General features: G+C 65.5%; 19 protein-coding genes. 7 read left to right on the top strand and 12 right to left on the bottom strand.

What is annotated here, in order from left to right:
- Window positions 1–97: 97 nt before the first annotated feature.
- From AB4Z51_RS11435 to AB4Z51_RS11410, 6 genes are read right to left on the bottom strand one after another with little or no spacing between them, the layout of a single operon-like run.
- Window positions 98–1,069, bottom strand: coding sequence for a Bug family tripartite tricarboxylate transporter substrate binding protein (locus AB4Z51_RS11435; protein WP_441256502.1), 972 nt, complete (start codon window positions 1,067–1,069; stop codon window positions 98–100).
- Between the two features lie 58 nt (window positions 1,070–1,127).
- Window positions 1,128–2,258, bottom strand: coding sequence for an iron-containing alcohol dehydrogenase (locus tag AB4Z51_RS11430; protein WP_441268303.1), 1,131 nt, complete (start codon window positions 2,256–2,258; stop codon window positions 1,128–1,130).
- 13 nt (window positions 2,259–2,271) lie between these two features.
- Window positions 2,272–3,309 carry a 4-hydroxythreonine-4-phosphate dehydrogenase PdxA gene (gene pdxA / locus AB4Z51_RS11425; RefSeq protein WP_441497421.1) on the bottom strand — a complete coding sequence of 346 codons (1,038 nt, stop codon included), beginning with the start codon at window positions 3,307–3,309 and terminating at the stop codon, window positions 2,272–2,274.
- Window positions 3,306–4,412 carry a four-carbon acid sugar kinase family protein gene (locus AB4Z51_RS11420; RefSeq protein WP_439035743.1) on the bottom strand — a complete coding sequence of 369 codons (1,107 nt, stop codon included), beginning with the start codon at window positions 4,410–4,412 and terminating at the stop codon, window positions 3,306–3,308. The genes pdxA and AB4Z51_RS11420 overlap by 4 nt, the downstream gene beginning before the upstream one ends.
- Before the next feature lie 2 nt (window positions 4,413–4,414).
- Window positions 4,415–5,854, bottom strand: coding sequence for an FAD-binding oxidoreductase (locus AB4Z51_RS11415; RefSeq protein ID WP_439034647.1), 1,440 nt, complete (start codon window positions 5,852–5,854; stop codon window positions 4,415–4,417).
- Between the two features lie 27 nt (window positions 5,855–5,881).
- Window positions 5,882–6,802 carry a dihydrodipicolinate synthase family protein gene (locus tag AB4Z51_RS11410; protein WP_439034646.1) on the bottom strand — a complete coding sequence of 307 codons (921 nt, stop codon included), beginning with the start codon at window positions 6,800–6,802 and terminating at the stop codon, window positions 5,882–5,884.
- A gap of 96 nt (window positions 6,803–6,898) precedes the next feature.
- Here AB4Z51_RS11410 and AB4Z51_RS11405 point away from each other — a divergent pair, with 96 nt between their 5' ends.
- Window positions 6,899–7,759 carry an IclR family transcriptional regulator gene (locus AB4Z51_RS11405; protein WP_441497420.1) on the top strand — a complete coding sequence of 287 codons (861 nt, stop codon included), beginning with the start codon at window positions 6,899–6,901 and terminating at the stop codon, window positions 7,757–7,759.
- Window positions 7,760–7,774: 15 nt separating this feature from the next.
- Here AB4Z51_RS11405 and rnz read toward each other — a convergent pair whose 3' ends face one another.
- The 5 genes from rnz to AB4Z51_RS11380 all read right to left on the bottom strand — a co-directional run bounded on the left by rnz (window position 7,775) and on the right by AB4Z51_RS11380 (window position 13,543).
- Window positions 7,775–8,677, bottom strand: coding sequence for a ribonuclease Z (gene rnz / locus AB4Z51_RS11400; protein WP_441497419.1), 903 nt, complete (start codon window positions 8,675–8,677; stop codon window positions 7,775–7,777).
- A 66-nt stretch (window positions 8,678–8,743) separates the two neighbouring features.
- Window positions 8,744–9,727 carry an antibiotic biosynthesis monooxygenase gene (locus AB4Z51_RS11395; protein WP_439034643.1) on the bottom strand — a complete coding sequence of 328 codons (984 nt, stop codon included), beginning with the start codon at window positions 9,725–9,727 and terminating at the stop codon, window positions 8,744–8,746.
- A 14-nt stretch (window positions 9,728–9,741) separates the two neighbouring features.
- A complete protein-coding gene (gene guaD / locus AB4Z51_RS11390) occupies window positions 9,742–11,139 on the bottom strand; it encodes a guanine deaminase (protein ID WP_441268305.1) in 1,398 nt (465 codons plus the stop codon).
- A gap of 15 nt (window positions 11,140–11,154) precedes the next feature.
- Window positions 11,155–12,372, bottom strand: a complete 1,218-nt coding sequence (locus AB4Z51_RS11385) for a multidrug effflux MFS transporter (protein WP_441497418.1) — start codon at window positions 12,370–12,372, stop codon at window positions 11,155–11,157.
- Window positions 12,373–12,769: 397 nt separating this feature from the next.
- A complete protein-coding gene (locus AB4Z51_RS11380; protein ID WP_166352435.1) occupies window positions 12,770–13,543 on the bottom strand; it encodes an alpha/beta fold hydrolase in 774 nt (257 codons plus the stop codon).
- Between the two features lie 156 nt (window positions 13,544–13,699).
- Here AB4Z51_RS11380 and AB4Z51_RS11375 point away from each other — a divergent pair, with 156 nt between their 5' ends.
- From AB4Z51_RS11375 to AB4Z51_RS11360, 4 genes are all read left to right on the top strand, one after another.
- Window positions 13,700–14,350 carry a GntR family transcriptional regulator gene (locus tag AB4Z51_RS11375; protein WP_028146609.1) on the top strand — a complete coding sequence of 217 codons (651 nt, stop codon included), beginning with the start codon at window positions 13,700–13,702 and terminating at the stop codon, window positions 14,348–14,350.
- Window positions 14,347–15,876, top strand: coding sequence for an aldehyde dehydrogenase (locus tag AB4Z51_RS11370; RefSeq protein ID WP_166094885.1), 1,530 nt, complete (start codon window positions 14,347–14,349; stop codon window positions 15,874–15,876). The genes AB4Z51_RS11375 and AB4Z51_RS11370 overlap by 4 nt, the downstream gene beginning before the upstream one ends.
- A 76-nt stretch (window positions 15,877–15,952) precedes the next feature.
- Window positions 15,953–17,320 carry an MFS transporter gene (locus tag AB4Z51_RS11365; RefSeq protein WP_439034640.1) on the top strand — a complete coding sequence of 456 codons (1,368 nt, stop codon included), beginning with the start codon at window positions 15,953–15,955 and terminating at the stop codon, window positions 17,318–17,320.
- Between the two features lie 235 nt (window positions 17,321–17,555).
- Entirely contained in the window at window positions 17,556–19,043 is a 1,488-nt protein-coding gene (locus AB4Z51_RS11360) for an amidase (RefSeq protein ID WP_441268307.1), read from the top strand.
- A 16-nt stretch (window positions 19,044–19,059) separates the two neighbouring features.
- On the opposite strand, the gene AB4Z51_RS11355 is transcribed toward AB4Z51_RS11360, so the two are convergent.
- Window positions 19,060–19,665 (bottom strand): TetR/AcrR family transcriptional regulator, encoded by a 606-nt coding sequence (locus AB4Z51_RS11355; protein WP_441268308.1) that lies wholly within the window; start codon window positions 19,663–19,665, stop codon window positions 19,060–19,062.
- Between the two features lie 201 nt (window positions 19,666–19,866).
- On the opposite strand from AB4Z51_RS11355, the gene AB4Z51_RS11350 reads away from it, so the two are divergent.
- Together AB4Z51_RS11350 and AB4Z51_RS11345 are read left to right on the top strand one after the other, a co-directional pair.
- Window positions 19,867–21,111 carry an efflux RND transporter periplasmic adaptor subunit gene (locus tag AB4Z51_RS11350; RefSeq protein WP_071915009.1) on the top strand — a complete coding sequence of 415 codons (1,245 nt, stop codon included), beginning with the start codon at window positions 19,867–19,869 and terminating at the stop codon, window positions 21,109–21,111.
- Window positions 21,112–21,246: 135 nt separating this feature from the next.
- Window positions 21,247–22,657: efflux RND transporter permease subunit (locus tag AB4Z51_RS11345; protein WP_441497417.1), on the top strand; the 1,411-nt coding region annotated here is incomplete at its 3' end.

Below are 22,657 nucleotides of genomic sequence, written 5' to 3'. Positions count from 1 at the left end.
CAGAAACGCCGACCCATCGAACACGTCCTTGAAGCGGCGGGGGCTCGTGAGGAAGCCGAGCCGACAGCGACCCGTCCGCCAGATAAACGACCGTCGCCTACTCCAGCTTGATATTCGCCGCTTCGATCACCTTCTTCCACCGCTCCGTCTCGGAGGCGATGTAGGCCTTGAAAGGTTCGGAATCGACCGCAACCGCGGCCGCGCCGAGCTCGGCCATCTTCTGCACCGTCTCCGGCTGCTGCATGAAGGCGCGGATCTCGCCCGACAGCTTTTCGACGATGGGCTTCGGCGTGGCCGCGGGAACGAAGAAGCCGTGCCAGGCCACCGCTTCGAAGCCCGGCAGGAATTCGGCGACGGCCGGGACTTCCGGATCGAAGGCGGCGCGCTTGGGCGTTGCAGTGGCGAGCATCGCGAGCTGGCCGGTCTTCACCTGCGGCAGCAGCAGCGGCACGTTGTCGAAGGCAAGATCGATCTGGCCGCTCAACAGATCCGTCAGCATCTGGCTGGAGCCCTTGTAGGGCACATGCACCATCTTGGTACCTGTCATCTGTTGAAACAGTTCGGCGGCAAGATGCTGCGAGGTGCCGACGCCGGCCGAGCCGAACGAGACCTTGTCCGGGTTCGCCTTCAGATAGGCGATCAGCTCCGGCACGGTGCGCGCCTTGATCTTGTTGGGATTCACCACGAGCACGTTCGGCACGACGCTGATCTGGGCGACCGCCACCAGGTCCCTGTCCGGCTGGTAGCTGAGCTTGGGCCCGTAGAGCGTGGGGTTGATCGCGAGCGCGGAGGTGCTGGCAAGGCCGAGCGTAATGCCGTCAGGCGCCGATTTCGCCAGCCGCGTCACGCCGAGGATCGAGCCGGCGCCGCCGACATTCTCGACCACGAACGGCTTGCCCAGCTTCACTTGCAGATGGTTCGACACCATGCGCGCGAAGATGTCGGCGGTACCGCCGGCGGCGAAGGGGACGATCACCGTCACCTGCTTGGCCGGATAGCCGTCCTGCGCCTTTGCCGGCAACGTCGCCAGCAGCACGGCTGACACAAGACCAAGCCACATCGATCTCATCGAAGTTTCCTCTACTGCTACTGTTTTGTTGATTGGGTGCCGCGCGCGGCGGAGGTGACTAGAACGCGACCTCGTACATGTTCAGGATCGCATCCCGGCCGAGGTCTCGCGGATTATTGTCGAGCAGGCGGCGAATGGCATGGGCCTCGTCGGCCATCACGCCGAGATCGCCCTTGGGCACGCCGAGCGCGGACAGACGCATCTCGATGCCGAGGTTCTTGCAGAACTCGTAAGTGGCGTCGAATGCGAGCTTCGCATCGTTCTGCGCCGGCAGGCCGAGCGCCGCCAGCACCGCGACCGTCTTCGCCTCGACTGCCGGCATGTTGAAGGCCAGCGTGTGCGGGAAGATCAAGGCACAGGCGAGCCCATGTGCGACATGATGGCGCGTGCCCAGCGGATAAGCGACAGCATGCCCGGCGGTGGTGTTCACCGGTCCAAGGCAATAGCCGCCATAGAGCGAGGCCAGGGAGAGACCCGCGCGCGCCTCGCGATCGCCGCCGTCAGCGACCGCCCGCTTGAGATATTGCCCGACCAGCCGCGCGCCCTCGATCGCGTAGAGATCGATCATGGGATGCGCCTTGCGGCTGGTATAGGCCTCGACGCAATGCGCCAGCGCATCGACGCCGGTGGCCGCAGTGACCTCCTTCGGAACGGTCATTGTGAGATCAGGATCGACGATGGCGATATCAGCAAGCATGAAGCGGCTCTGCACCGCCTGCTTGTTCTGGCTGACAGGATCGGTGACGAGCGCGCGGGTGCCGGCCTCGCTGCCGGTGCCCGACGTGGTCGGGATCTGCATCAGCGGCACGCTGCGGCCGGCGACTTTTTCCGGCCCAACGATATCGGCAAAGGCCACGTCGCTCGTGCAGAGCACCGCGACCAGCTTGGCGAGATCCATCGCGCTGCCGCCGCCGAAGCCGACGACGAGATCAGGCGCGACCTCTTTCGCCATCGCCACCGCCTTCTCCAGATTAGGCAGGTCCGGTTCAGGCTTGACGTCGCCAAACACTTTCACTGCCCCCGGCAGCGCCAGCGCATCGACGCGGCACGCATTGAACGGATCGGAAATCACCAGCGGCCGCCTGGCGCCGATCCGCTCGGCGAAGCGCGCAGCAGCCGTGATGGTGCCGTTGCCGAATTCCAGGATGGTGGGACGTTGGATTTCGATGGGCGTGAAGGCGTTGGTCATCGTGCGCTAGATCTCATGACTYGGAGGCGGAGACGCCAGCGGAGAGCCGCTCGGCATAGTCGATGGCCTCGATCAGGCTGTGCTCGTTGGCAATGCCCTTGCCGGCAATGTCGAAGGCGGTGCCGTGATCGACGGAGGTGCGGATGATCGGCAGGCCCAGCGTGATGTTGACGCCGGAGAGCTCCTGCCAGCGCCCGGTCGCGGGATCGACCTGGAAGCCCAGCAGTTTGACCGGGATGTGCCCCTGGTCGTGATACATCGCGACCGCAGCATCGTACTGGCCGGCGCGCAGCTTGACGAAGATGGTGTCGCCGGGCACCGGGCCGACGACGTCGAGGCCATCGGCGACGGCCTTGGCAATCGTCGGTGCCGAAACGTCGATATCCTGCCGGCCGAACAGACCGCCCTCGCCGGCATGCGGATTGAGCGCGGCGATCGCAATCTTCGGCTTGGCGATACCGAGCCGCAGCAAGGCCTCGTTGGTGAGATCGATCACCATGCGCAGACGCTCCGGCGTCAGACGCTTCGGCACGTCTTCCAGCGCCACGTGGGTCGAGACATGGCTGACGCGCATGTTGCCGTGGGCGAGCAGCATCACCGACCCGCGCACGCCGGTGAGGTGCGCCAGCATCTCGGTATGGCCAGGGAAGTGATAGCCGGCTTTGTTGAGTGCTTCCTTGTTGAGCGGCGCGGTGACAATCGCGGAGGTCCGCCCGGCCTGGGTCAGAAGCACGCCCTGTTCGATCGCCTTGTAGGCAAAGCGGCCGCCATCGGCGCTCAAGACGCCGGGCTTGATCGGGGTGCCCTCGACATCCGCCTGGAGGAAACAGAGGTTCGGCCAGTCAGCATCGTCGGCACTCACCTCCGGAATCGCAACGGCAGCGCCGAGCGCGGCCTTGGCACCATCGAGCGCGGCGCCGCTGCCGATGATCAGGATGCGCAGATCGCCTGTCGCGATCCGGTCCTTCAGCCCGAGGCAGGCCTTGACGATGATCTCCGGGCCGATCCCGGCCGGATCGCCCATGGTAATGGCAAGATGACGAGAGGTCATGTCGGGCTCCCCGTATTGAGCAAATGATTATCCCGGAGCAGATCGCGCCACAGCTCGCTGGTGCCGAACGCGCCGGATTTCGAGATGACATCCACGCCGGCCCAGCGGCCGCCTTGCAGAATCGAGCGCGGTAGCCCCGGCACGATACGCCCCGTCACCTGGAGCGCATGCGCGCCAAGCGCAACGCATACGGCCTTCAAGGTCTCGCCGCCAGCAACGATCAAGGTTCCGGGCGGATTGAGCACCGCAATCAGCGTCGTCAGCTCGCGCGCGATCCGCTGGGCGGCCTCAGCGCGCGAAAGGCCATCCGCGAGCGCGAATTTCACCAGCGCCACGCCATCGTCAGCCAGCTTGCGTTGAACGCCTGCGCCCCCCTCACCTTCGGCCAACGCGATGGTGGCTTCGCCACATGCTGCGAGCTGGGAGGCGGTGGCGGCCTGGTCGGAACCGAACAGCCCCAGCACCGGCCGCTTCAGCCGGCTAGGCGCATCGGCGCGATGGCCGCGGGCGAGCGCGCCGGCCAGCCCGCCGCTTCCGCACCACAGCACGGGCCCCGGCATCTGCCGCGCCATTTCGACGACGCGATCGAGGTCGATGTCGCTCTCGGCATCGAAGACCTGAACACCGCCTTGCGACAGCGTATCGGCCCGGCCCTGCCGTGCATCGATGCCCTCGAGCTGCAGTTGAGCCAGGAGATTGTCACCGACACGATGCCAGTCGCCTTGGACCGTACGCGCAAATTGCTGGCCGCCCATGGTGCGGCGTCCCTGATAGTCGAAGGCCGGTGCGACCACGCATGACGCCCAATCGCCGCCGCGCAGGCAGGCGCCGAGCTCGGCCGCCCAGGCACCGCGGAGCAGGCTATCGACCTTCTTGTAGGCGATCGTCCCACCCTGAAGCTGCGGCGCCAGCCGTCCGACGATCTCGACGCTGTCGGCTTTCGACCGCTCGCGGGTGCCGCTGTCGATCGCGAGGCTTTGCGCGCTCGGAGCCGCGGGCGAATCCGCCCAGGTGACGTCGAACGGTCCGCACAGGCCGACGAACTCCGCCGCGGTGTCGAGCGCGCCGGTGAGATCGTCGGCAAGCAGGCGCACGACCGTCATCGTCATGCTGCTCCCGCGCCAAAGATCTTGCCGGGGTTCATCAGGCCGTTCGGATCGAGCAAGCGCTTGATGCCGCGCATCAGCTCGATATCGAGCGGATCGGCGACACGGGCCAGCCGGACGCGATTGGTGATCCCGATGCCGTGCTCGGCACTGATCGCCCCGCCCTGCGCTGCGGTCTCATCGTCGACGATCTCATTGATTTGCGCCACCAGGGCGGCCGTGGTCGCCGGCTCCTGACAATGCGCACGGTCGATCAGGGCGATCACGTGGATGTTGCCGTCGCCGATATGGCCATGCATCACCACGCGGGCATGCGGCACAGCGGCCATAATTCGCGCCTCGACATTGGTGACGAAGTCCGCCTGGCGCTCCAGCGGCACAACGCTGTCGTGCGAGACGACATAGCCGCTGCGCTTGTTGCCTTCGGACACGCTGTGCCTGACGGCCCAGATCGCCTTCGCCTGCGCGAGGTTGGAGGCCAGGATGACGTCTTCGGCGATGCCGGCCTCCATCGCATCCGCCAACGCCGTGGCGAGCGGCTCGTCGAGATCGACGCCCGCGAGCGTGTCCGTCAACTCAACGATCAGATACCACGGTGTCGTCAGCTCGAACGGGATGGTGACATGCGGCACGGTCTCCGCGATCGCCTCGATCTGCGAGCGCGACATGATTTCGAGGCTGCCGAGCCGGTCGCCGACCACACCGCGCAGGCGCGCCATGATCTCGAGTGCCTGCGCGACACCCTGCAATTTCACCAGCGCCAGCGCCGAGCTGCGCGGCGGCGAGAACAGTTTCAGCACCGCCGCGGTGACGATGCCGAGCGTGCCTTCCGCCCCGATGAAGAGCTGCTTGAGCGCGTAACCCGTGTTGTCCTTGCGCAGCGCGCGCAGGCCGTTGAAGATACGCCCGTCGGGCAGCACGGCTTCGAGCCCGAGCACGAGATCGCGCGTCGGGCCGTAGCGCAGGACGGCCGTGCCGCCGGCATTGGTCGAGATGTTGCCGCCGATCTGGCAGGAACCCTCGGCACCCAGGCTCAAGGGAAAGTAGCGATCGACGCTACGCGCCGCATTCTGGACCTCGGCGAGAATGCAGCCGGCCTCGACCGTGATCGTATTGGCGAGCGGACTGACGTCGCGCACGGCTCGCATGCGGTCGAGCCGGATCACGACATTGCCCGCGTGATCGTCCGGCGTCGCGGCTCCGCACATGCCGGTGTTGCCGCCTTGCGGCACGATCGCAAGGCGCCTATCGGCGCAGTATTTGACGACGGAGGCGACCTCGGCGGTCGAGCCGGGCTTCACCACCGCGACCGCCCGGCCGCGATAGCGCCCGCGCCAGTCCACCACATAAGGCTCCTGGTCGGCTCCGGACGCGATGACGTGCTTGTCGCTGACGATCGCGGCGAGCCCGGCCAATGCATCCTGGAATGAGTCGGACATCAGATCGCCTCGTCGTCCGTACCGGGCCTAGGCGGAGGCTGCGAATGCCGCAGCATTCGCAAGCAGCTCTTTCAGCTGGTCCGGCGGCAAAGACTCCAGCGGCGGCCGCAGGCGCTGCCAACCGGCATGCTTGGTGCGGTCGGCCGCCAGCGCCTTCAGCGAGGCCATCTGCGGAAATTGCGAGACCAGCTCGCGCGCCTTCACGATGCGCGCCTGCGCCGCCTTGAGCGCCGGATCGTCGTCACTGTCGCCAAAGTGCTTGAAGACATAGGCAAGACTGCGCGCGATGACATTGGAGGTCGCGGTGATGCAGCCCGCGCCGCCCCTGCGCAGCAGCGGCAGCATCAATGGATCGGCGCCGCCGAGGACAGCGAAGCCCGGGAAGCGCTCGACCATCGCCGTCATGTTGGCGAAGTCGCCGGACGAATCCTTGATGCCCGTGAACGTGGCCGGATAGGCCTTGCGCAGCCGCTCGATCAGCGCATGCGAGATCGGCTGCGCCGACATCTGCGGGTAGTGATAGAGGACGACTTTCAGGCGCGCATCACCGATGCGCTGCACCACTTCGCTGTAGGAGGCGAAGATGCCGTCATCTGTGACGTTCTTGTAGTAGAACGGCGGCAGCATCACCACGGTGTCGACGCCGACCGAGAGGGCGTGGCGCGTCAGCGCGATGGTGTCGCTGAGCGCGGCAACGCCGGTGCCGGGCAAAAGCCGCCGCGGCGCGATGCCGGCGGCCACCACCGCCTCGAGCAGCGCCGTGCGTTCGGCCACCGAAAAGGAGTTCGCCTCACCCGTCGTGCCCAGCATCGCGATGCCGTCGCAGCCTTCGTCGAGCAGATAGCGACAATGGTCCACGAAGCGCGCATGATCGGGAGCAAGCTCAGCGTCGAGCGGCGTCAACGCGGCGGAGAACACGCCATGAGGGTGCAGCGATGATGTCGACAAAACTTCCTCCGATCGTCAGAACGATGTTGTTCGGAATGCGAACATTTGTTATTTGCTGGTGCAGTCGTAAAATCAGCCCGGCCCGACGTCAAGGGCATGGCTGTCATGGTGGGGCATTCGAGCATGGCCAAGGTCGCAGGGAAGGCAGCGAAGCGCGTATCGGAAACTAGCGCCAAAAATCCCAAGAATTATGTCGCCTCCGTCGGCAAGGCCTTTGCCGTGCTCAAGAGTTTCACCAGCGAAACCTTCGAGCTGACCCTGAGTGAGATTGCCGCACGGGCCGAACTCGATCGCGGGACGGCGTTCCGCCTGATCCAGACCCTGACCGAACTCGGCTATCTCCAGGCCGTTCCGCAAAGTCGCCGGTTCCGTCTCGGCGTCGCCTGTCTCGACCTCGGCTACACCGTGCTGTCGCGCGGCTCGTTGCGGCCGATCGTCGAGCCGCTGCTGCGCGACCTCGTCCCAGCGGTCGGCGATGCGGCCTCGCTCGGCATTCTCGATGGCGGCGACGTGGTCTATCTCGCGCGCGTCGGTGCCGGCCTCGACCGTCACAAGATGGACCGCCGGCCGGGCACGCGCATCCCCGCCTACAGCGCCGCGCTCGGTCATGTCATGCTGGCGCATCTGCCACGCGACCAGCAGATCGAGCGGCTCGAGTTGCGTCCTCGCGTCAAACTGTCGGAGCGAACGCTGACCGATCTCGATGCACTGCTCGCCCGGCTCGATCAGGTGAAGAAAAAAGGCCATGCCGTCTCCGACGGCGAGAATGCCTATGGCCTGCGCACGCTGGCAACGCCGATCTTCGACGCTCAGGGTTTTGTGATCGGCGGCCTGAGCGTCACGGTCGATGCGATGCGCATGGACATGGCGGCCTTCCGCGACCAGGCGTTGCCGCGGCTGATGCAGGCGACGGCCCAAGTCCAGGATCTCACGATCAAGTCTGGATTGACGAGCTGAGTGCGGTGATGGCGATTAGATCACGATGTGATCGAAGTCGGCGGCGATCCGCGTATTCGGAAACACCCTTGTCGCTTCGGCCAATATCTCTTCATCGTCGTACCGTCCCGACATGTGGACCAGCACGAGCTGCTTGACGTTGTTGGCGGCGGCAAACGAAGCGGCTTCGGTCGCCGTGAGATGGCCGTAGTCCCGCGCGGTCGCGGCGTCACGATCGAGGAACGTCGCCTCGATCACCAGCAAGTCGGCGTCGGCGACATGTCGGGATAGACCATCAGTGGTTTCAGTGTCGCCGACCACGACGAGCTTCCTCCCGCCGCCCGGCGGACCCAGGACGTCCTCCGGATCGATGGTTCGACCGGCGATCACGACCGGCCGTCCGGCGGCCAGCTCTCCGCGCATTGGCCCGTCCGGGACACTGAGAGACGCGAGGCGCTCGGGCAGAAGGTGGCGGCGCGCGGGGCTTTGGAAAGAGAAGCCAAAGCTGTCGGTGTCGCGGTGGCGGACCGGAAAGCAGTCGATGGTGAAGTCGCCGGCATCGATGACTTGCCCCTCGGTCAGCGGTGCGAACGCCACAGGGATCGGCGCCCTGCCCGCGCCCCACAAGCCGGCGAGCATGCGAACGACGATGTCGAGCGTGCCCGGGCCCGCATGAACGGTCATCACGTCGGAGGTCTGCCGCAACCCCAGCGTCGAGAAGAGACCGGGGATGCCGAGCACGTGATCGAGGTGCCCGTGCGTCAGCAGGATGCGGTCGAGCCGGCGAAAGCCGGCGCCGCTGCGCAGCAACTGGCGCTGCGTGCCCTCTCCGCAATCAACCAGGATGCGCTTGCCCGCGGCCTCCACCAGGAGGGCCGGATGGTTGCGCTCCACTGAGGGAACGCTTGCCGAGGTGCCGAGGAATGTCAGGGCGAACATGGTCGTCAGCGTCCAGAGACCGACCTCTCCCCGATAGCACCGCAACGGTCCGCACGGTGGATGGCCTCACCGTCCCCAATGCCATGCGAGCAGCAGCGCGTACAGGCCCATCGAGCCCGCATAGAGCGCGGCAAGCAGTGCATATCCCGCAATCTGGCGGCCGAGCGCTGCCTTCGGCTTGATCCACCAGTCGAGCGCCCTGAAGGCGGCCGGCACGAGAAACCAGCCGAGCAGCTGGGTACTCACGAGATTGCCGACGAACAGCGACAGCCAGACCGGCACGCCGTGGCTGTCGATCAGCGGCGCGCTGATGAAATAGCCCCAGAGATAGACCACGGGATAGAGCACCAGCAGGACGATGAGGTTGCTCTTCCAAATCAGGCCGGGCCCTTGCTCCGGAGCCTGCGTCTTGCCGGCCGGGAACCAGAAATTGAAGCCGTAGCTTGCCCGCTTCACGTTCATGCCGGCGTTGAAGCGCGCGCCTTCCTCAAGCAGCGTCTGCCGCAAGGGCGAGTCCAGCCACGTGTTGAGGTTGGCATCGCTGTCGAACGACAGGATGACGATCCACTCGTCGTGCAGGCCCGGGATAGGCCGCTCGATCTTGTGACGCAGGAACCCCCTGAACTCGGCCTCCGCGGCCTGGATGCGCTGTTGCCATTTGAGGAACGCATCCTCGAGTCCATCCGGGACCTTGAAGGAGATGACGGCGGAGACCGCGCTGTCGCGCTGAACGCCGGTGTCGGGAAGGATATGGACGTCCTCCGACCCGACGAAGAAGCGCTGTACGTCCGCGATCAGCCGCGCCCGTACATCGCTCTGAAGCCAGGCGCGGGCAGCGGCCGGGTTCGCGAAACGCAGGATGGTCACCCAGTCCACGTGCGCCGGCGGCTGCGGCGGCACGACCTCCTGACTGAGGAAGCCGGGCCACGCCTTCAGCGCCTCGCCGACCTCGCCGTTCCACCGCGCGAACGCGGCAAAGCCGTCGTCGGCAATGCGGCGCTGGATGACGAGGGCGACCGCCTGGGCCGCCGGATCCGGAGATGCGCTCATCGCGACCGTCCGCTTCAGCTCTGCTTGTAGAGACGCTTGCCCATCACCCAGGTCTCGTCGACGCACCGGTCGTCGCCGACCATCATGACGGCGAACAGCATGTTCGCGGCGTCGTCGACCGTGCGCGGACCAGCACCGTCGGCGATCAGCGACTGGTGCCAGGGTTGCGCCAGCTGGCCGCCATTCGGATCGAGCGCGACGAAATCGGCTTCCTTGCCGGGTTCGAAATTGCCGAGCTTGTCGTCGATATAGAGGCCTTCGGCGCCGCCGAGCGTGACCGACCAGAAACCGCGATAGGGCGAGAGCTTGTTGCGCTCGGCCTCGGCGAGATCCTTGCGCGCCGGATCAATGCTGCCGTCGAGCATCGTGTTGTTGCACATGCCGACCTTGTAGGCGTCGTCGAGCACGGAGATCATCGAGAAGCGATTGCCACCGCCAACGTCGGTGCCGAACGACATCTTCACCCGATGCTCGGGATCGGTGGCACGGCCGAGGCGGAACAGACCGCTGCCGAGGAACAGGTTCGAGCACGGGCAGAACACCACCGCGGCGCCCTTCTTGGACATGCGGCGGAACTCGTTGTTCGAGAGATAGACACCGTGGCCGCCGGAGAACTTTGGCCCGACCAGGTCGAACTTCTCGTAGACGCCGAGATAATCCTGGCAGTCCGGATGTTCGACGAGCACGCCGCTGCATTCGGCCGGATTCTCTGAGATGTGGGTGTTGACCCAGCAGTCCGGATGCTCGTGCTTGAGGCGCTGACATGCCTTGAGCAGCTCCGGCGAGGCGCCGAAGGCGAAGCGCGGCGTGATGGCATAGAGGTTGCGGCCCTTGTTGTGGTACTGCGCGATCAGACCCTTGCTGTCGCGATAGAAGTTTTCGGGCGTGTCGATGAACTCGGCCGGCGCGTTGCGGTCGATCCCGGTGAGGCCCGCGATCACGCGCATGTTGCGGCGGGCCGCTTCCTCGAACAGCTCTTCGGTCGCGACCGGCGAGGAGCTGGTGAAGGCCTGGCAGGTGGTGGTGCCGGCGGCAAGCAGTGCGTCGAGAAAACGCTTCACACCGTCGCGCGCGTAGTTGCGATCCTTGTACTTGATCTCCTCGGGGTAGATCGATTTCTGGAGCCACGGCAGCAGCTGCTCGCCATAGGCACCGAGCACGCGGGTCTGCGGCAGATGGATGTGGCCGTCGATGAAGCCCGGGACGATGATGCGGTCCTTGATATGGGTGATCTCGACGCCCGGATGCGCGGCGGCGATCTTCTCATACGGACCGAACGCCTTGATGACGCCATCCGTGACGACCATCAGGCCGTCCTGGTGAAAGCGCGCGGCAGCCTGCTCGTTGCCGATGTGCTTCCAGGGATCGTCGACGAAGTCGAAGAACGTGCCGCGAATACCGACGGTGGTCATGAATGGGTTCCTTCCTTAAGTCTGTGTGGCGTGGCGTGCCGCAGGCAACGAGATCGCAAGCAGCGTCCCTGCGACGGCGCAGAGGCCGAGATAAAGCCATCCGATCGGCGCCTGGGTCGCTTCGGGCAACACCGCCGCGATCGCCATGGCGCCGCTGACCGCGAGATAGCAGAGCGCGCTGATGAGGCCGCCGATCAGGCCGTGGTCGCGCTCGAACAGGCCGAGCGCCATGCCGTACATCATCGGGCACAGCACGCCGCAACCGCCGAGCACCAGCGCACCGCCGATCGTGATCGACATGAAATCGAGACCGACGGCCAAGCCGGTCGCGGTCAAGACCACAGCGCCGGCGAGAAAGAGCGCGAAGGCGCCAAAGCCCATCACGCGGGCCGGCATGAAGCGTGCGAAATGCGCGCAGCCGAGCTCGCCCGCGAGATTGACGCCGCCAAGGCCGAGCGCGACGAGACCGTAGACGGCCGCGGAATAACCGAGGCCGGTCTGGTAGAGGAACGGCGCGACGACGCCGAACGCCAGTTGCGCGCTGGCCGCGGCGGCAAACACCAGCACGAAGGCCAGGAAACCCGGACGGACGAGCGCTTCGCGGAGAATGCTCGCCGTGCGGCGCGGATCGAACGGCGCGCGTCGCTCGGCCGGCAGCGTCTCGGGCAGAAGCAGCACGACGATCGCAGCGACGATGGCCGCGGCGATGGCGATGATGACGAAGACCCCGCGCCAGGACGTCAGCTCGACGATGAAACCGCCGGCCGCCGGTGCGAGCACGGGTGCAAGCCCCCAGGCGGCACCAAGCAGCCCAGAGATCGCCGTGAGCTCGCGGCCGCGAAAGCAGTCGGCCGCAACCGCATAGGCGACGACGAGGCAGGTGCRGCCGCCGACGCCCTGCAGGAATCGCAACGCGAGCAGCAGCGATGCGCTGGTGGCGAGCGCACAGGCGATGCTCATCGCGATGAGAACCGATAGCCCCGCGAGCAGGACGTTACGGCGGCCGAGCGTGTCGGAGGCGATGYCGACAGGCACCAGCGCCAGACTCATGCCGAGCATGTAGGCGGTAACGGTGTTCTGCATCGACGCGGAATCGGTTGCGAGGTCCACCACCATCTGCGGCAGGCCCGGCGTATAGGCATCGAGCGGAATCTGACTGAACGGCACCACGCATAGCAGGATCGGCACGATCCCGCCCTTCGCGCGACCAGCGTCCGAAGCAACTGCAGTCATGGCTCACGCCCCCTCGATGCCCGCGGGTCCCGTCTTTTCGTGCGCGCAATAAGAGGCGACGATGCAGGTTGCGGATATTGACGCGCGGAGCGTGCCAGAACTGTGTATAAAAACTCTTAGGAGGCCCGCTTCAATGCGGGCGGCTCATCCTCTGGTCCTCGCGGCCTGGGGATGCTCCAACAAAAAATGCGAAAACAACCCCATGCACAGTACAAATCATTGAAGAATTTCGCTCCGGCATGACGCGAGCGTGCCCCCCGAGGACGTTTGACGCGTCGGGCAACACAGGCGCAGGATTGCACCATCCCCGCTTGTGAATTCCCGCCGCACAGACGCCATTAACCGTTCGGAAGGCATCGCCGTTTCGAGCGCAGGATCGGCATCGGCCAGGCGCAGATCAAAGCAGGAAGCCCTTGAGAGCTCCGAGAAACTGCCGCGGCGACTGAAGCTGCGGCACGTGCGCGCAGCCTGGAATGACCTTGAGTTCGGCGCGCGGCAAACCGGCGGCCAGCTCGTGCGACATTGGCGGAGGCGTCGCTTCGTCGTGCTCACCGACCAGAACGAGGGCAGGAACTTTCACCGCGGCAAGTTCGGCGCGGAGATCGAGGTTTGCCAACGCGTCGCATGCGCTGCGAAACACATCGGGATCCGTCTGCAGAAAAGCTTCACGACGATCCCGCATCAGTTCGGGATGCCGCTCCTGAAACTCGGGCGCAAACAAGCGTCGCATCGCAACGTCAGTGATCGCCTCGAGGCCCTTGTCCCGCGAGACCCTCGCCATGTTGCGAAACGCCTCGCGGCCGGGCTCCGAGAACGCCGCGCCGCAATCGGCGAGAACGAGCTTGCTGGCGATCTCCGGGTGCCGGATCGCCATCTGCAAGGCGACGAAGCCGCCATAGCCATTGCCGAGCACGATCGCCGGCGCACCGCCCGCAGCCTCCTTCACGGCCTCCGCCATCCTGTCCGCGACAGCGACGAGCCCGCCCTCGACCGCGCGTGAACGGCCGAACCCCGGCAACTCCGGCACGATGGTGCGAAACGATCCCTCAAGCTCGGGCACGATCGCATCGAAGCTCGCACGGTCCGACAACAGCGAGTGGAAGAGAAACAGCGGCGGCCCATCGCCCGATTGCGCGGCGTTGACGGTCCCGTTGGCAAGAAGCCTGTCCATGTCCGGTCTTTCCTTAACTTCGTCGGCGGGATCACACCCGTTTGCGTGCCGTGGAGGCCCCCGATTGATAAATCAACTGTCAGGGAATTCAAGCATTTGGCTCTTGACGTGAAATATCAGGATTGCCAAATTGGAGCCAACGAGGTCCCTAGAATCATGCTTTTGCGCGAAAACATCTACGATCTTCTGAGGTCTGATATTTTAGCGTGCCGGTTCGCTCCGGGCGATGAAATGCGGGAACAGGATCTGGCCGAACGCTATTCGGTGAGCCGCCAACCGGTTCGGGATGCGCTTTTGAGGCTGCAGCGCGAGCATTTGGTGACGGTGCAGCCGCGCCAGGGCTACCGGGTCACGCCGATCTCGCTGTCGGACGCCCGCGACCTCCTCCGCTTCCGTCTTGCGCTGGAGCCGGCCTGCGTCGCCGAGGCGATCGAGAGCGCTCCGGACAGCGTTCTGAAATCGCTCGATGAATTTCGCCGCTTCTCCGGCAACCACGAAGACTTCATCGCCTACAATCGCGGCTTCCATTCCGCGCTGGCTCATGCGTCCGGCAATCGCCGCATGGCGACGGCGCTGTGCGACCTGATCGGCCAGGCCGACCGGCTGGTCCGCGTCAGCGTGTCCAATCTGAAGGGTCACGATCCGGCAAAGCTCGTCGCCGAGCACGTCGCCCTGATCGACGCCATGCAGAGCCGCGAAACGCGAACCGCGGCGCGCATCATCAAGGCCCATATCGGGGCCACCGAAAAACGCGTTCTGCCGGCGCTCAAGCGCAACGCCGTCATCGTCGAGGAGAGGTCATCATGAACATTCCGTCAAAACCCGCGTCGATCGACGTCGAAACCCACGGCAATTTCATCGACGGACGTGAAGTCGAAGCCGGCAACGGCGTGATGCTCGACGTTCGCAATCCCGCGACCGGCGACGTCATCGCCCGCATCCCCAATTCGACCGCCGAGGACATCGACCGCGCGATGAAGAGCGCGCGCGCAGCGTTCGAAGGCAAAGCCTGGGGCGGCATGGATACGCGCGCGCGTGCCCGGCTGGTCAACAAGCTCGCCGATGCTTTCGAGGCCAATCTCGACAGCCTGTACCGGCTGGAAACCCTCAACAACGGCCGGCCGGTCAACGAGACCCGCGCCCAGCTCTCCCGCCTGCCCGATTTCTTCCGCTACTTTGCCGGCGTTGCGCTGGCGCGTCGGGACTCCGTGATCCCGGTAGAAGGCGCGTATTTGAACTACACGCTTCGCACGCCGATCGGCATCGTCGCCAATTGCACGCCGTTCAATCATCCCTTGATGATCCTGTGCAAGTCGCTCGCCGTGGTGCTGGCGACCGGATGCGTCACCGTGGTCAAGCCGTCTGAATACACGCCGCTGACGACATTGAAGCTCGCGCAGATCTTCACCGAAGCCGGCCTTCCGCCCGGCGTCTTCAACATCGTTCTCGGCCTCGGGCAGAACGCCGGCAAGATGCTGGCCGAGCATGGCGACATCAACAAGCTGGTCCTGACCGGCGGCACCGAGGCAGGCCGCATCGCCGGCAGCGCGGCCGCAAAAGTGTTCGCGCATCAAACCATGGAGCTCGGCGGCAAGACGCCGGTGATGGTGTTCGACGATTTCGACGTCGACCGCGCCGTCAACTACGCCGCGTTCGGCGCCTTCATCGGCGCCGGACAGACCTGCGTCTGTGCCTCGCGCCACATCGTCCAGGCTTCGATCTATGACGAATTCGTCGAGAAGCTGCAGGCCAAGACCCGCACGATCCGCGTCGGCGATCCCTTCGACGCGAACACCCAGATGGGCCCCGTGATCTCCGCGCGGCAGCGCGACCGCGTTCTCACCTATGTAGGCTACGGCCACGAGGATGGCGCGCGTCTCGTCACCGGCGGCGTTGCCGCGAAGGTGCCGGGCCACGACAACGGCTATTTCGTCGAGCCGACCGTGTTCGCCGACGTCACATCCGACATGCGCATCTTCCAGGAGGAAGTGTTCGGTCCCTTCACCTCGGTGACGCCGTTCAAGGACGAGGCCGATGCGCTGCGGCTTGCCAACAACTCGCCGTTCGGCCTCGCCGCGGCCATCCGAACCCGCGACGTCGCCCGCGCGCACCGTGTCGCCGCCTCCGTCAAGGCCGGCATCGTCTGGATCAACGATCACCACCGTCTCGACCCGGCTTCGCCCTGGGGTGGCGTCGACGATTCCGGCATCGGCCGCGAATGCGGCACCGAGAGCTTCAACGACCACTTCAACACCAAGAGCGTGATGGTCGCGACCCACGAGCAGCCGTTCGACTGGTATCGCGACACGGCCAACCAACAGCGCCTGAACTAGCAAAAAACGACGAGCGGCCGACCGCCCATAGAAGGCGGGCCGCATCGACCAGAACAACAGTCAGGGGAGAGCGTATATGTCGACATTGGTGAACGCAGGCAGCCGTCTGGATCGGCTGCCGATCGGGCCATTCCACCGCCGCATCATGCTGCTGATCGGCATCGGAATGTTTTTCGACGGTTTCGACATCTATATCGCCGGGACCGTGCTCAGCGTCACGCTGAAGACAGGCTTTTCGACCCTCGCGCAGAATGCGGTTTTCATCTCCGCGACCTTCGTCGGCATGATGCTGGGATCATTCGGCACCGGCTTCCTCGGCGACCGCTACGGACGCCGCTTCACCTATCAATTCAATTTGCTCCTTTTCGGCGTTGCCTCCCTGGCCGCGGCGTTCTCACCGAACATGGCCTTCCTGATCGCCTGCCGCTTCGTGATGGGCGTCGGGCTCGGGGCGGAGAACGTCGTCGGCTATTCGACGATGACGGAATTCGTGCCCGCGCGCACCCGCGGCAAATGGCTCGGCTTCACCACCGTGTGCGTCGTCACCGGTCTGCCCGTGGCGCTATTGGTCGCGTCCGTGGTGGTGCCGCAATTCGGCTGGCGCTCCATGTTCGTGCTCGGCGGCGTCGGCGCGCTCGTGGTGTGGTACATGCGCAAGTCGCTGCCGGAATCGCCGCGCTGGCTGGAAGCCGTGGGACGCACCGCCGAGGCGGAAGCGCTGATGCAAGCCATCGAGAAGGAAGCCGCGCAGGGTCAGCCCCTGCCTCCTCCCGCGGCCACGACACCGGTCCCGGCATCTGCGGATCTCGGCACGCTGTTCACCGCGCCCTTGCTGTCGCGGATGATCGTCGGCGCCGTCTGCCTGATCACGATCAACACCCTGCTCTATGGCTTCGTGACCTGGCTGCCCGTGTTCTTCGTCAAGCAGGGCCTCTCGATCGCGACCTCGTTCGGCTATTCGCTGCTGATGGCGCTCGGCGCGCCCGTCGGCTCGGCCATCGGCGCGCTGACCGCCGACCGCTGGGGCCGCAAGCCGACCATCATCGGCGCATCCCTGATCACGGTGATGCTCGGAATCCTCTACCCCATGATCTCCGACCCGATCCTGCTGCCGGCTGTCGGCTTCGCGCTGACGGTACCGATCTACGTCCTGGTCGCCCTTCTGTTCGGCATCTATATCCCCGAGCTGTTTCCGACCGAGGTCCGCCTGCGCGCCTCCGGCATCGTCAACACGCTGGGGCGCGGCGCCACCATCGTCACGCCGTTCCTCGTCGTGTCGCTGTTCGAGACGCGCGGCGTGGCCGGCGTGATGGCGCTGATGATCGGGCTGCTGGTGGTGCAGATCATCACGGTCTGGGCGCTGGGCATCGAGCCGCGGCATCGCAGCCTCGAGGAGCTCAAGGCGGAGGAATCTGCCGCACCGGTGCTGAAGGAAGCCTCCTGAGGCTCTCCACCGCGTCATGGCCGGGCTTGTCCCGGCCATCCACGCCTTGCGACGCCGCACTGAGAACGTGGATGCCCGGAACAAGCCCGGGCACGACGACCAGATGCGATAGCGTCGTAGCCCGGATGAAGCGATAGCGTAATCTGGGTTCTGGATCCGCGTCGGGACATGTCCCGGATTGCGCTGCGCTCCATCCGGGCTACAAGGTCTCAGCCGGGATACAATGGAGCTCGTGATGACCGCAGATGCCGCTGACCTGGACTACGGCTCGATCAGCGCACTGCTGACCGCCCTGCACGCTCGCAAAGTGTCCGCGTCCGAGTTGCTCGCGCATACGATCGCGCGCATCGAGGCGCTGGACGGGCGCATCAACGCGATCATCGTCCGCGATTTCGATCGTGCGAGAGGGGCCGCACGCGCCGCCGATGCCGCGCTTGCCCGCGGCGACCGGCAGCCCCTGCTCGGCATCCCCGTAACCCTCAAGGAACCGTTCAACGTCGCCGGCCTGCCGACGACATGGGGCTTTCCGCATTTCAGGGATTTTAAGCCTGCGGAAGATGCCCTTGTGGTCTCGCGGTTGAAGGCGGCAGGCGCCATCATCATCGGCAAGACCAATATCCCGATCGGCTTGCGGGATTTCCAGAGCTACAACGAGATCCACGGGACCACGAACAACCCGTGGGACCTCGGCCGGTCACCCGGCGGCTCCTCGGGCGGATCGGGCGCGGCGCTGGCGGCGGGTTTCGGTCCGCTCTCGATCGGCTCGGACATCGGCGGCTCGATCCGGGTGCCCGCGCATTTCTGCGGTGTGTTCGGACACAAGCCGAGCCTCGGCCTGGTGCCGCTGCGCGGCTACAGCCTGCCGCCGGCACTACCCGTCCCCGGCCAGGGCGATCTGGCTGTCGTCGGGCCGATGGCGCGCACCGCCTCGGACCTCGCGCTGGCGCTCGACGTGATTGCCGGCCCGGACGAGACGCGCGACGGGATCGGCTATCGCCTGGCTCTGCCTGCCCCGCGGCATGACCGGCTCAAGGATTTCAGGATCCTCGTGATCGATACGCATCCGCTGATGCCGACGGGCGATGCCGTGCGTTCAGCCATTGGGCGGCTGGCCGACCGGCTCGACAAATCTGGCGCGCGGGTCGCGCGCGCAAGCACGTCACTGCCCGATCTCGCCGACTCCGCGCGGCTTTACATGAAGCTGTTGAACGCAGCGCGAAGCCCGCGTCTGACACCGGCCGCTCTCGCAGAGGCGCAAGGAGTTGCCGCGACACTCTCGCCCGACGACCGTAGCCTGCAGGCCGAGCGCGCCCGCGGCTGGGGCATGATCCATCGCGAATGGCTGGTGACCGACGCGGCGCGCCTGCAGTTGCAGCAACGGTGGCAGCAGTTCTTCCGCGAGTTCGACGCGGTGATCTACCCGGTCGCCGCCGTGCCGGCCTTTCCACACGACCATTCCGAACCGTTCGACGCGCGGCAGCTCGACATCGATGGCAAGCTCTACAACTACTCCGATGCGTGCTTCATCTGGGCCGACCCCGCCTCGACCTGCGGACTGCCGGCGACCGCCGTTCCGATCGAGCGCGCGCCGTCTGGCCTGCCGATCGGCGTCCAGATCATCGGGCCTTATCTCGAGGACCGCACGACGATTGCGCTCGGCGGGCTGATCGAACGCGATTTCGGCGGCTTCGTCCGGCCGCCGTCGCTGCAATCCTCAAAATGACAACGGCCGGCGGCCGTCACGTTCTGTCGGCCGACTGCGCCTCGACCGCCTGCACGGCCACGTCCGCCACCTGCCGCAACGCTTCGCGGTCGGAGCCCGAAGACGCCATCACGCCCATGCCGACTGACACCGCCGAGACATAGCGCGCGAGTGCTGCAGGATCAGACGTCGGCTTGAGATCGCCCTCGGCCTTGGCGCGGACAAAACGGTCGCGGAGTTGGTCCTCGTTCTCGGCGCGGCGGGCGGCGAGCTCGAACGGGACGTTCTCGGAGCCGCTGCCGCAGGCGATGCCGCCTTGCACGAGCAGGCAGCCGGGCGGATTGGCGGGATCGGTCTGCTTGTCGGCGATGCCCATCAGCATCCGCTCGGCAACGTCGCGGGCGGTAGGTGCGGCGACCACCTCGTCCATCCAGACGCCACGCAATTTGGTGTAACGGTCGAGCGCGGCCTTGAGCAGGCCTTCCTTGTTGCCGAAGCAGGCGTAAAGGCTCGGGGGATTGATGCCCATGGCCTCGGTGAGCTGGGCAATGGTGGCGCCCTCATAGCCATGGCGCCAAAACACTTCCATCGCCTGGTCCAACGCCGTTTCGGCGTCGAATTCGCGGGGGCGTCCCATGCCCATGTGCCTGTCTCCTCGGAATTCACGTTCTGCCTGAAGCTTAACGCCGAATCCTATCTATTTGTTCTAGCTTTATTTTCTCTGCCGTCTTCCAATTCTTGCGGTATGCCGCTACAATTTTCTTAGTGAATGGTACATAAGTATCTTGCACTGCGACATCCAGCTCCACATCTGTAGCGAACACTACATATCTGGAGCGCGCAAATGCATCCCTCGCAAAACTCCCCTCGCACCGGCCGTTTCCGCCGCCTCCTCGGCGGCGTCGCCATCGTGGGCGCCCTCGCCGTGGCCGGCTCGATCGCGACCGGCCATTACTTACGTGCCGCGCAGGCGACCGCAACGGCGGCAGCCGCCGAGCAGGCCGTCCCTGTCACGGTCGCGCTGATCGAACCGAAGCAGACCGTGCTGTGGGACGATTTCTCCGGCCGGCTCGAGGCCATCAACCGCGTCGAGCTTCGTCCCCGCGTTGCGGGTGCGATCCTTGCGACCAACTTCACCGAAGGCGCGCTGGTGAAGGCCGGCGATGTGCTGTTCAAGATTGATCCGGCGCCTTACGCAGCAGAGGTCGACAAGGCCAACGCCCAGCTCGAGGCTGCCAAGGCGCGCGTCGTGTTCACCCAGAGCGAGCTCGAGCGCGGCGCGCAGCTGGTCGGCAATGCCGTGGTCACACGGCGCGACTACGACCAGCGCGACAATGCCAATCGCGAAGCCATCGCCAACGTGAAGGCGGCCGAAGCGACGCTCCAGACCGCAAAGCTCAATCTCGACTATACCGAGGTGCGTGCACCCGTGGACGGCCGCGTCGGCAAGTTCGAGATCACCGTCGGCAATCTCGTCGCCGCCGGCACCGCCTCCCCGGTGCTGACCTCGCTGGTGTCGGTCAATCCGATCTACGCCTCGTTCGATGCGGATGAAGAGGTCGTGCTGCGCGCGCTGAACTCGATCGCGGATGCTTCCGGCAAGCGCGGCAATCTCGACCAGATCCCAGTGGAAATGACGACATCCGGCGGTCTCTCGGCGAGAGGTCATATCCAGCTGATCGACAACCAGGTCAACGGCCAGAGCGGCACCATCCGGGTCCGCGCGGTGTTTCGGAACGAGGACGGGCGTCTCATCCCCGGCCAGTTCGCCCGCGTGCGCATGGGTCAGCCGAAGCAGCAGACGCTGGTGATGATCGATGAGCGCGCGATCGGCACCGACCAGGACAAGAAGTTCGTGATGGGGGTCGGCGACGACAGCCGGGCGGTCTATCGGCCGATCACGCTCGGCGGATCGGTCGACGGCCTGCGCATCGTGACGGCTGGGCTGAAGCCCGGTGATCGCATCATCGTCAATGGCTTGCAACGCGTGCGTCCGGGTGCGCTCCTCAAGACGGAGGTCGCGGCGATGGGTGCGCGTGGACCGCAGCAGGCCTCCAACCACAGCAACCAGGACGTGGTGCAGCGCTAGTTACATCATTCCGGACCGCGTGCCCGGAATAACGACGTCATAGAGCTACCAAGACATCGCATCTCGATTCCGGGTTCGCGGGTATTTCCCGCGTCGGGGTAACGGGAGAGCTGTCTCTCTTGCAGGGGCAAGGCCATGAATCTCTCAAAGTTCTTTATCGACCGTCCGATCTTCGCCGGCGTGCTGTCCGTCCTGATCTTCCTCGCAGGCCTGATCTCGCTGTTCGCGATGCCGATCTCCGAATATCCGGACGTGGTGCCGCCCTCGGTGCTGGTGCGCGCGACCTATCCCGGCGCCAATCCCAAGGTGATCGCCGAGACGGTGGCGACCCCGATCGAGGAGCAGATCAACGGCGTCGAAGGCATGCTCTACATGTCGAGCCAGGCRACCACCGACGGCGCGATGACGCTGACGGTGACGTTCCGGCTCGGCACCGACCCTGATAAGGCGACGCAGCTGGTGCAGAACCGCGTGCAGCAGGCCGAGCCGCGCCTGCCGGCCGTGGTGCGTCAGCTCGGCATCATCACCAAGAAATCGTCCCCCGACCTCACCATGGTCGTGCATCTGCTCTCGCCCAACAACCGCTACGATATGACGTATTTGCGCAACTACGCGGTGCTCAACGTCAAGGACCGCCTGGCGCGGATCGACGGTGTCGGTGACGTCCAGCTCTATGGCGCAGGCGACTATTCGATGCGGGTCTGGGTCGATCCGCAGAAGGCGGCCGAGCATGGCCTGACCGCAAGTGACATCGTCAAGTCGATCCAGGCCCAGAACGTCGAAGCCGCCGCCGGCGTGGTCGGCTCTTCCCCCAACGTCAGGGGTATCGACCTGCAGATGTCCGTCAATGCCGAAGGCCGGCTCGCCAACGAGGAGCAGTTCGGCGACATCGTGGTCAAGACCGGCACGCGCGGTGAAGTGGTGCGGCTACGCGACGTCGCGCGCATCGAGCTCGGCGCCTCCGAATACGGCCTGCGCTCGCTGCTCGACAACAAGCAGGCCGTGGCGATCCCGATCYTCCAGGCGCCGGGCTCCAACGCGCTGGAGATTTCCGACCACGTCCGCGCCACCATGGCCGAGATCAAGAAGAACATGCCGGAGGGCGTGTCCTACCAGATCGTCTACGATCCCACCCAGTTCGTGCGCTCCTCGATCGAGGCCGTCATTCACACCCTGCTGGAGGCGATCGCGCTGGTGGTGCTGGTCGTGATCCTGTTCCTCCAGACCTGGCGCGCCTCGATCATTCCGCTGCTGGCGGTGCCGGTGTCGATCGTCGGCACGTTTGCGGTGATGCATCTGTTCGGCTTCTCCATCAATGCGCTCAGCCTGTTCGGCCTCGTGCTCGCGATCGGTATCGTCGTCGACGACGCCATCGTCGTGGTCGAGAACGTCGAGCGCAACATCGAGGGTGGCCTCTCGCCGCGCGACGCGACCTACCAGGCGATGCGCGAGGTCTCCGGCCCGATCATCGCGATCGCGATGGTGCTGATCGCGGTGTTCGTGCCGCTCGCCTTCATCTCCGGCCTGACCGGGCAGTTCTACAAGC

Origin of the sequence: Bradyrhizobium sp. 2TAF36, assembly GCF_052114925.1 — a bacterium.
GTDB lineage: Bacteria > Pseudomonadota > Alphaproteobacteria > Rhizobiales > Xanthobacteraceae > Bradyrhizobium > Bradyrhizobium barranii.
Note: the sequence above shows the minus strand (reverse complement) of the source record. Positions and strands in the feature narration are given on the sequence as shown.

Bases quoted from the DNA above. Each gene is read 5' to 3' on its own strand.
- AB4Z51_RS11435 (WP_441256502.1), bottom strand. From the start codon at position 1,069: ATGAGATCGATGTGGCTTGGTCTTGTGTCAGCCGTGCTGCTGGCGACG.
- AB4Z51_RS11430 (WP_441268303.1), bottom strand. From the start codon at position 2,258: ATGACCAACGCCTTCACGCCCATCGAAATCCAACGTCCCACCATCCTG.
- AB4Z51_RS11420 (WP_439035743.1), bottom strand. From the start codon at position 4,412: ATGACGGTCGTGCGCCTGCTTGCCGACGATCTCACCGGCGCGCTCGAC.
- AB4Z51_RS11415 (WP_439034647.1), bottom strand. From the start codon at position 5,854: ATGTCCGACTCATTCCAGGATGCATTGGCCGGGCTCGCCGCGATCGTC.
- AB4Z51_RS11405 (WP_441497420.1), top strand. From the start codon at position 6,899: ATGGCTGTCATGGTGGGGCATTCGAGCATGGCCAAGGTCGCAGGGAAG.
- rnz (WP_441497419.1), bottom strand. From the start codon at position 8,677: ATGTTCGCCCTGACATTCCTCGGCACCTCGGCAAGCGTTCCCTCAGTG.
- AB4Z51_RS11395 (WP_439034643.1), bottom strand. From the start codon at position 9,727: ATGAGCGCATCTCCGGATCCGGCGGCCCAGGCGGTCGCCCTCGTCATC.
- guaD (WP_441268305.1), bottom strand. From the start codon at position 11,139: ATGACCACCGTCGGTATTCGCGGCACGTTCTTCGACTTCGTCGACGAT.
- AB4Z51_RS11380 (WP_166352435.1), bottom strand. From the start codon at position 13,543: ATGGACAGGCTTCTTGCCAACGGGACCGTCAACGCCGCGCAATCGGGC.
- AB4Z51_RS11375 (WP_028146609.1), top strand. From the start codon at position 13,700: ATGCTTTTGCGCGAAAACATCTACGATCTTCTGAGGTCTGATATTTTA.
- AB4Z51_RS11370 (WP_166094885.1), top strand. From the start codon at position 14,347: ATGAACATTCCGTCAAAACCCGCGTCGATCGACGTCGAAACCCACGGC.
- AB4Z51_RS11365 (WP_439034640.1), top strand. From the start codon at position 15,953: ATGTCGACATTGGTGAACGCAGGCAGCCGTCTGGATCGGCTGCCGATC.
- AB4Z51_RS11360 (WP_441268307.1), top strand. From the start codon at position 17,556: ATGACCGCAGATGCCGCTGACCTGGACTACGGCTCGATCAGCGCACTG.
- AB4Z51_RS11355 (WP_441268308.1), bottom strand. From the start codon at position 19,665: ATGGGCATGGGACGCCCCCGCGAATTCGACGCCGAAACGGCGTTGGAC.
- AB4Z51_RS11350 (WP_071915009.1), top strand. From the start codon at position 19,867: ATGCATCCCTCGCAAAACTCCCCTCGCACCGGCCGTTTCCGCCGCCTC.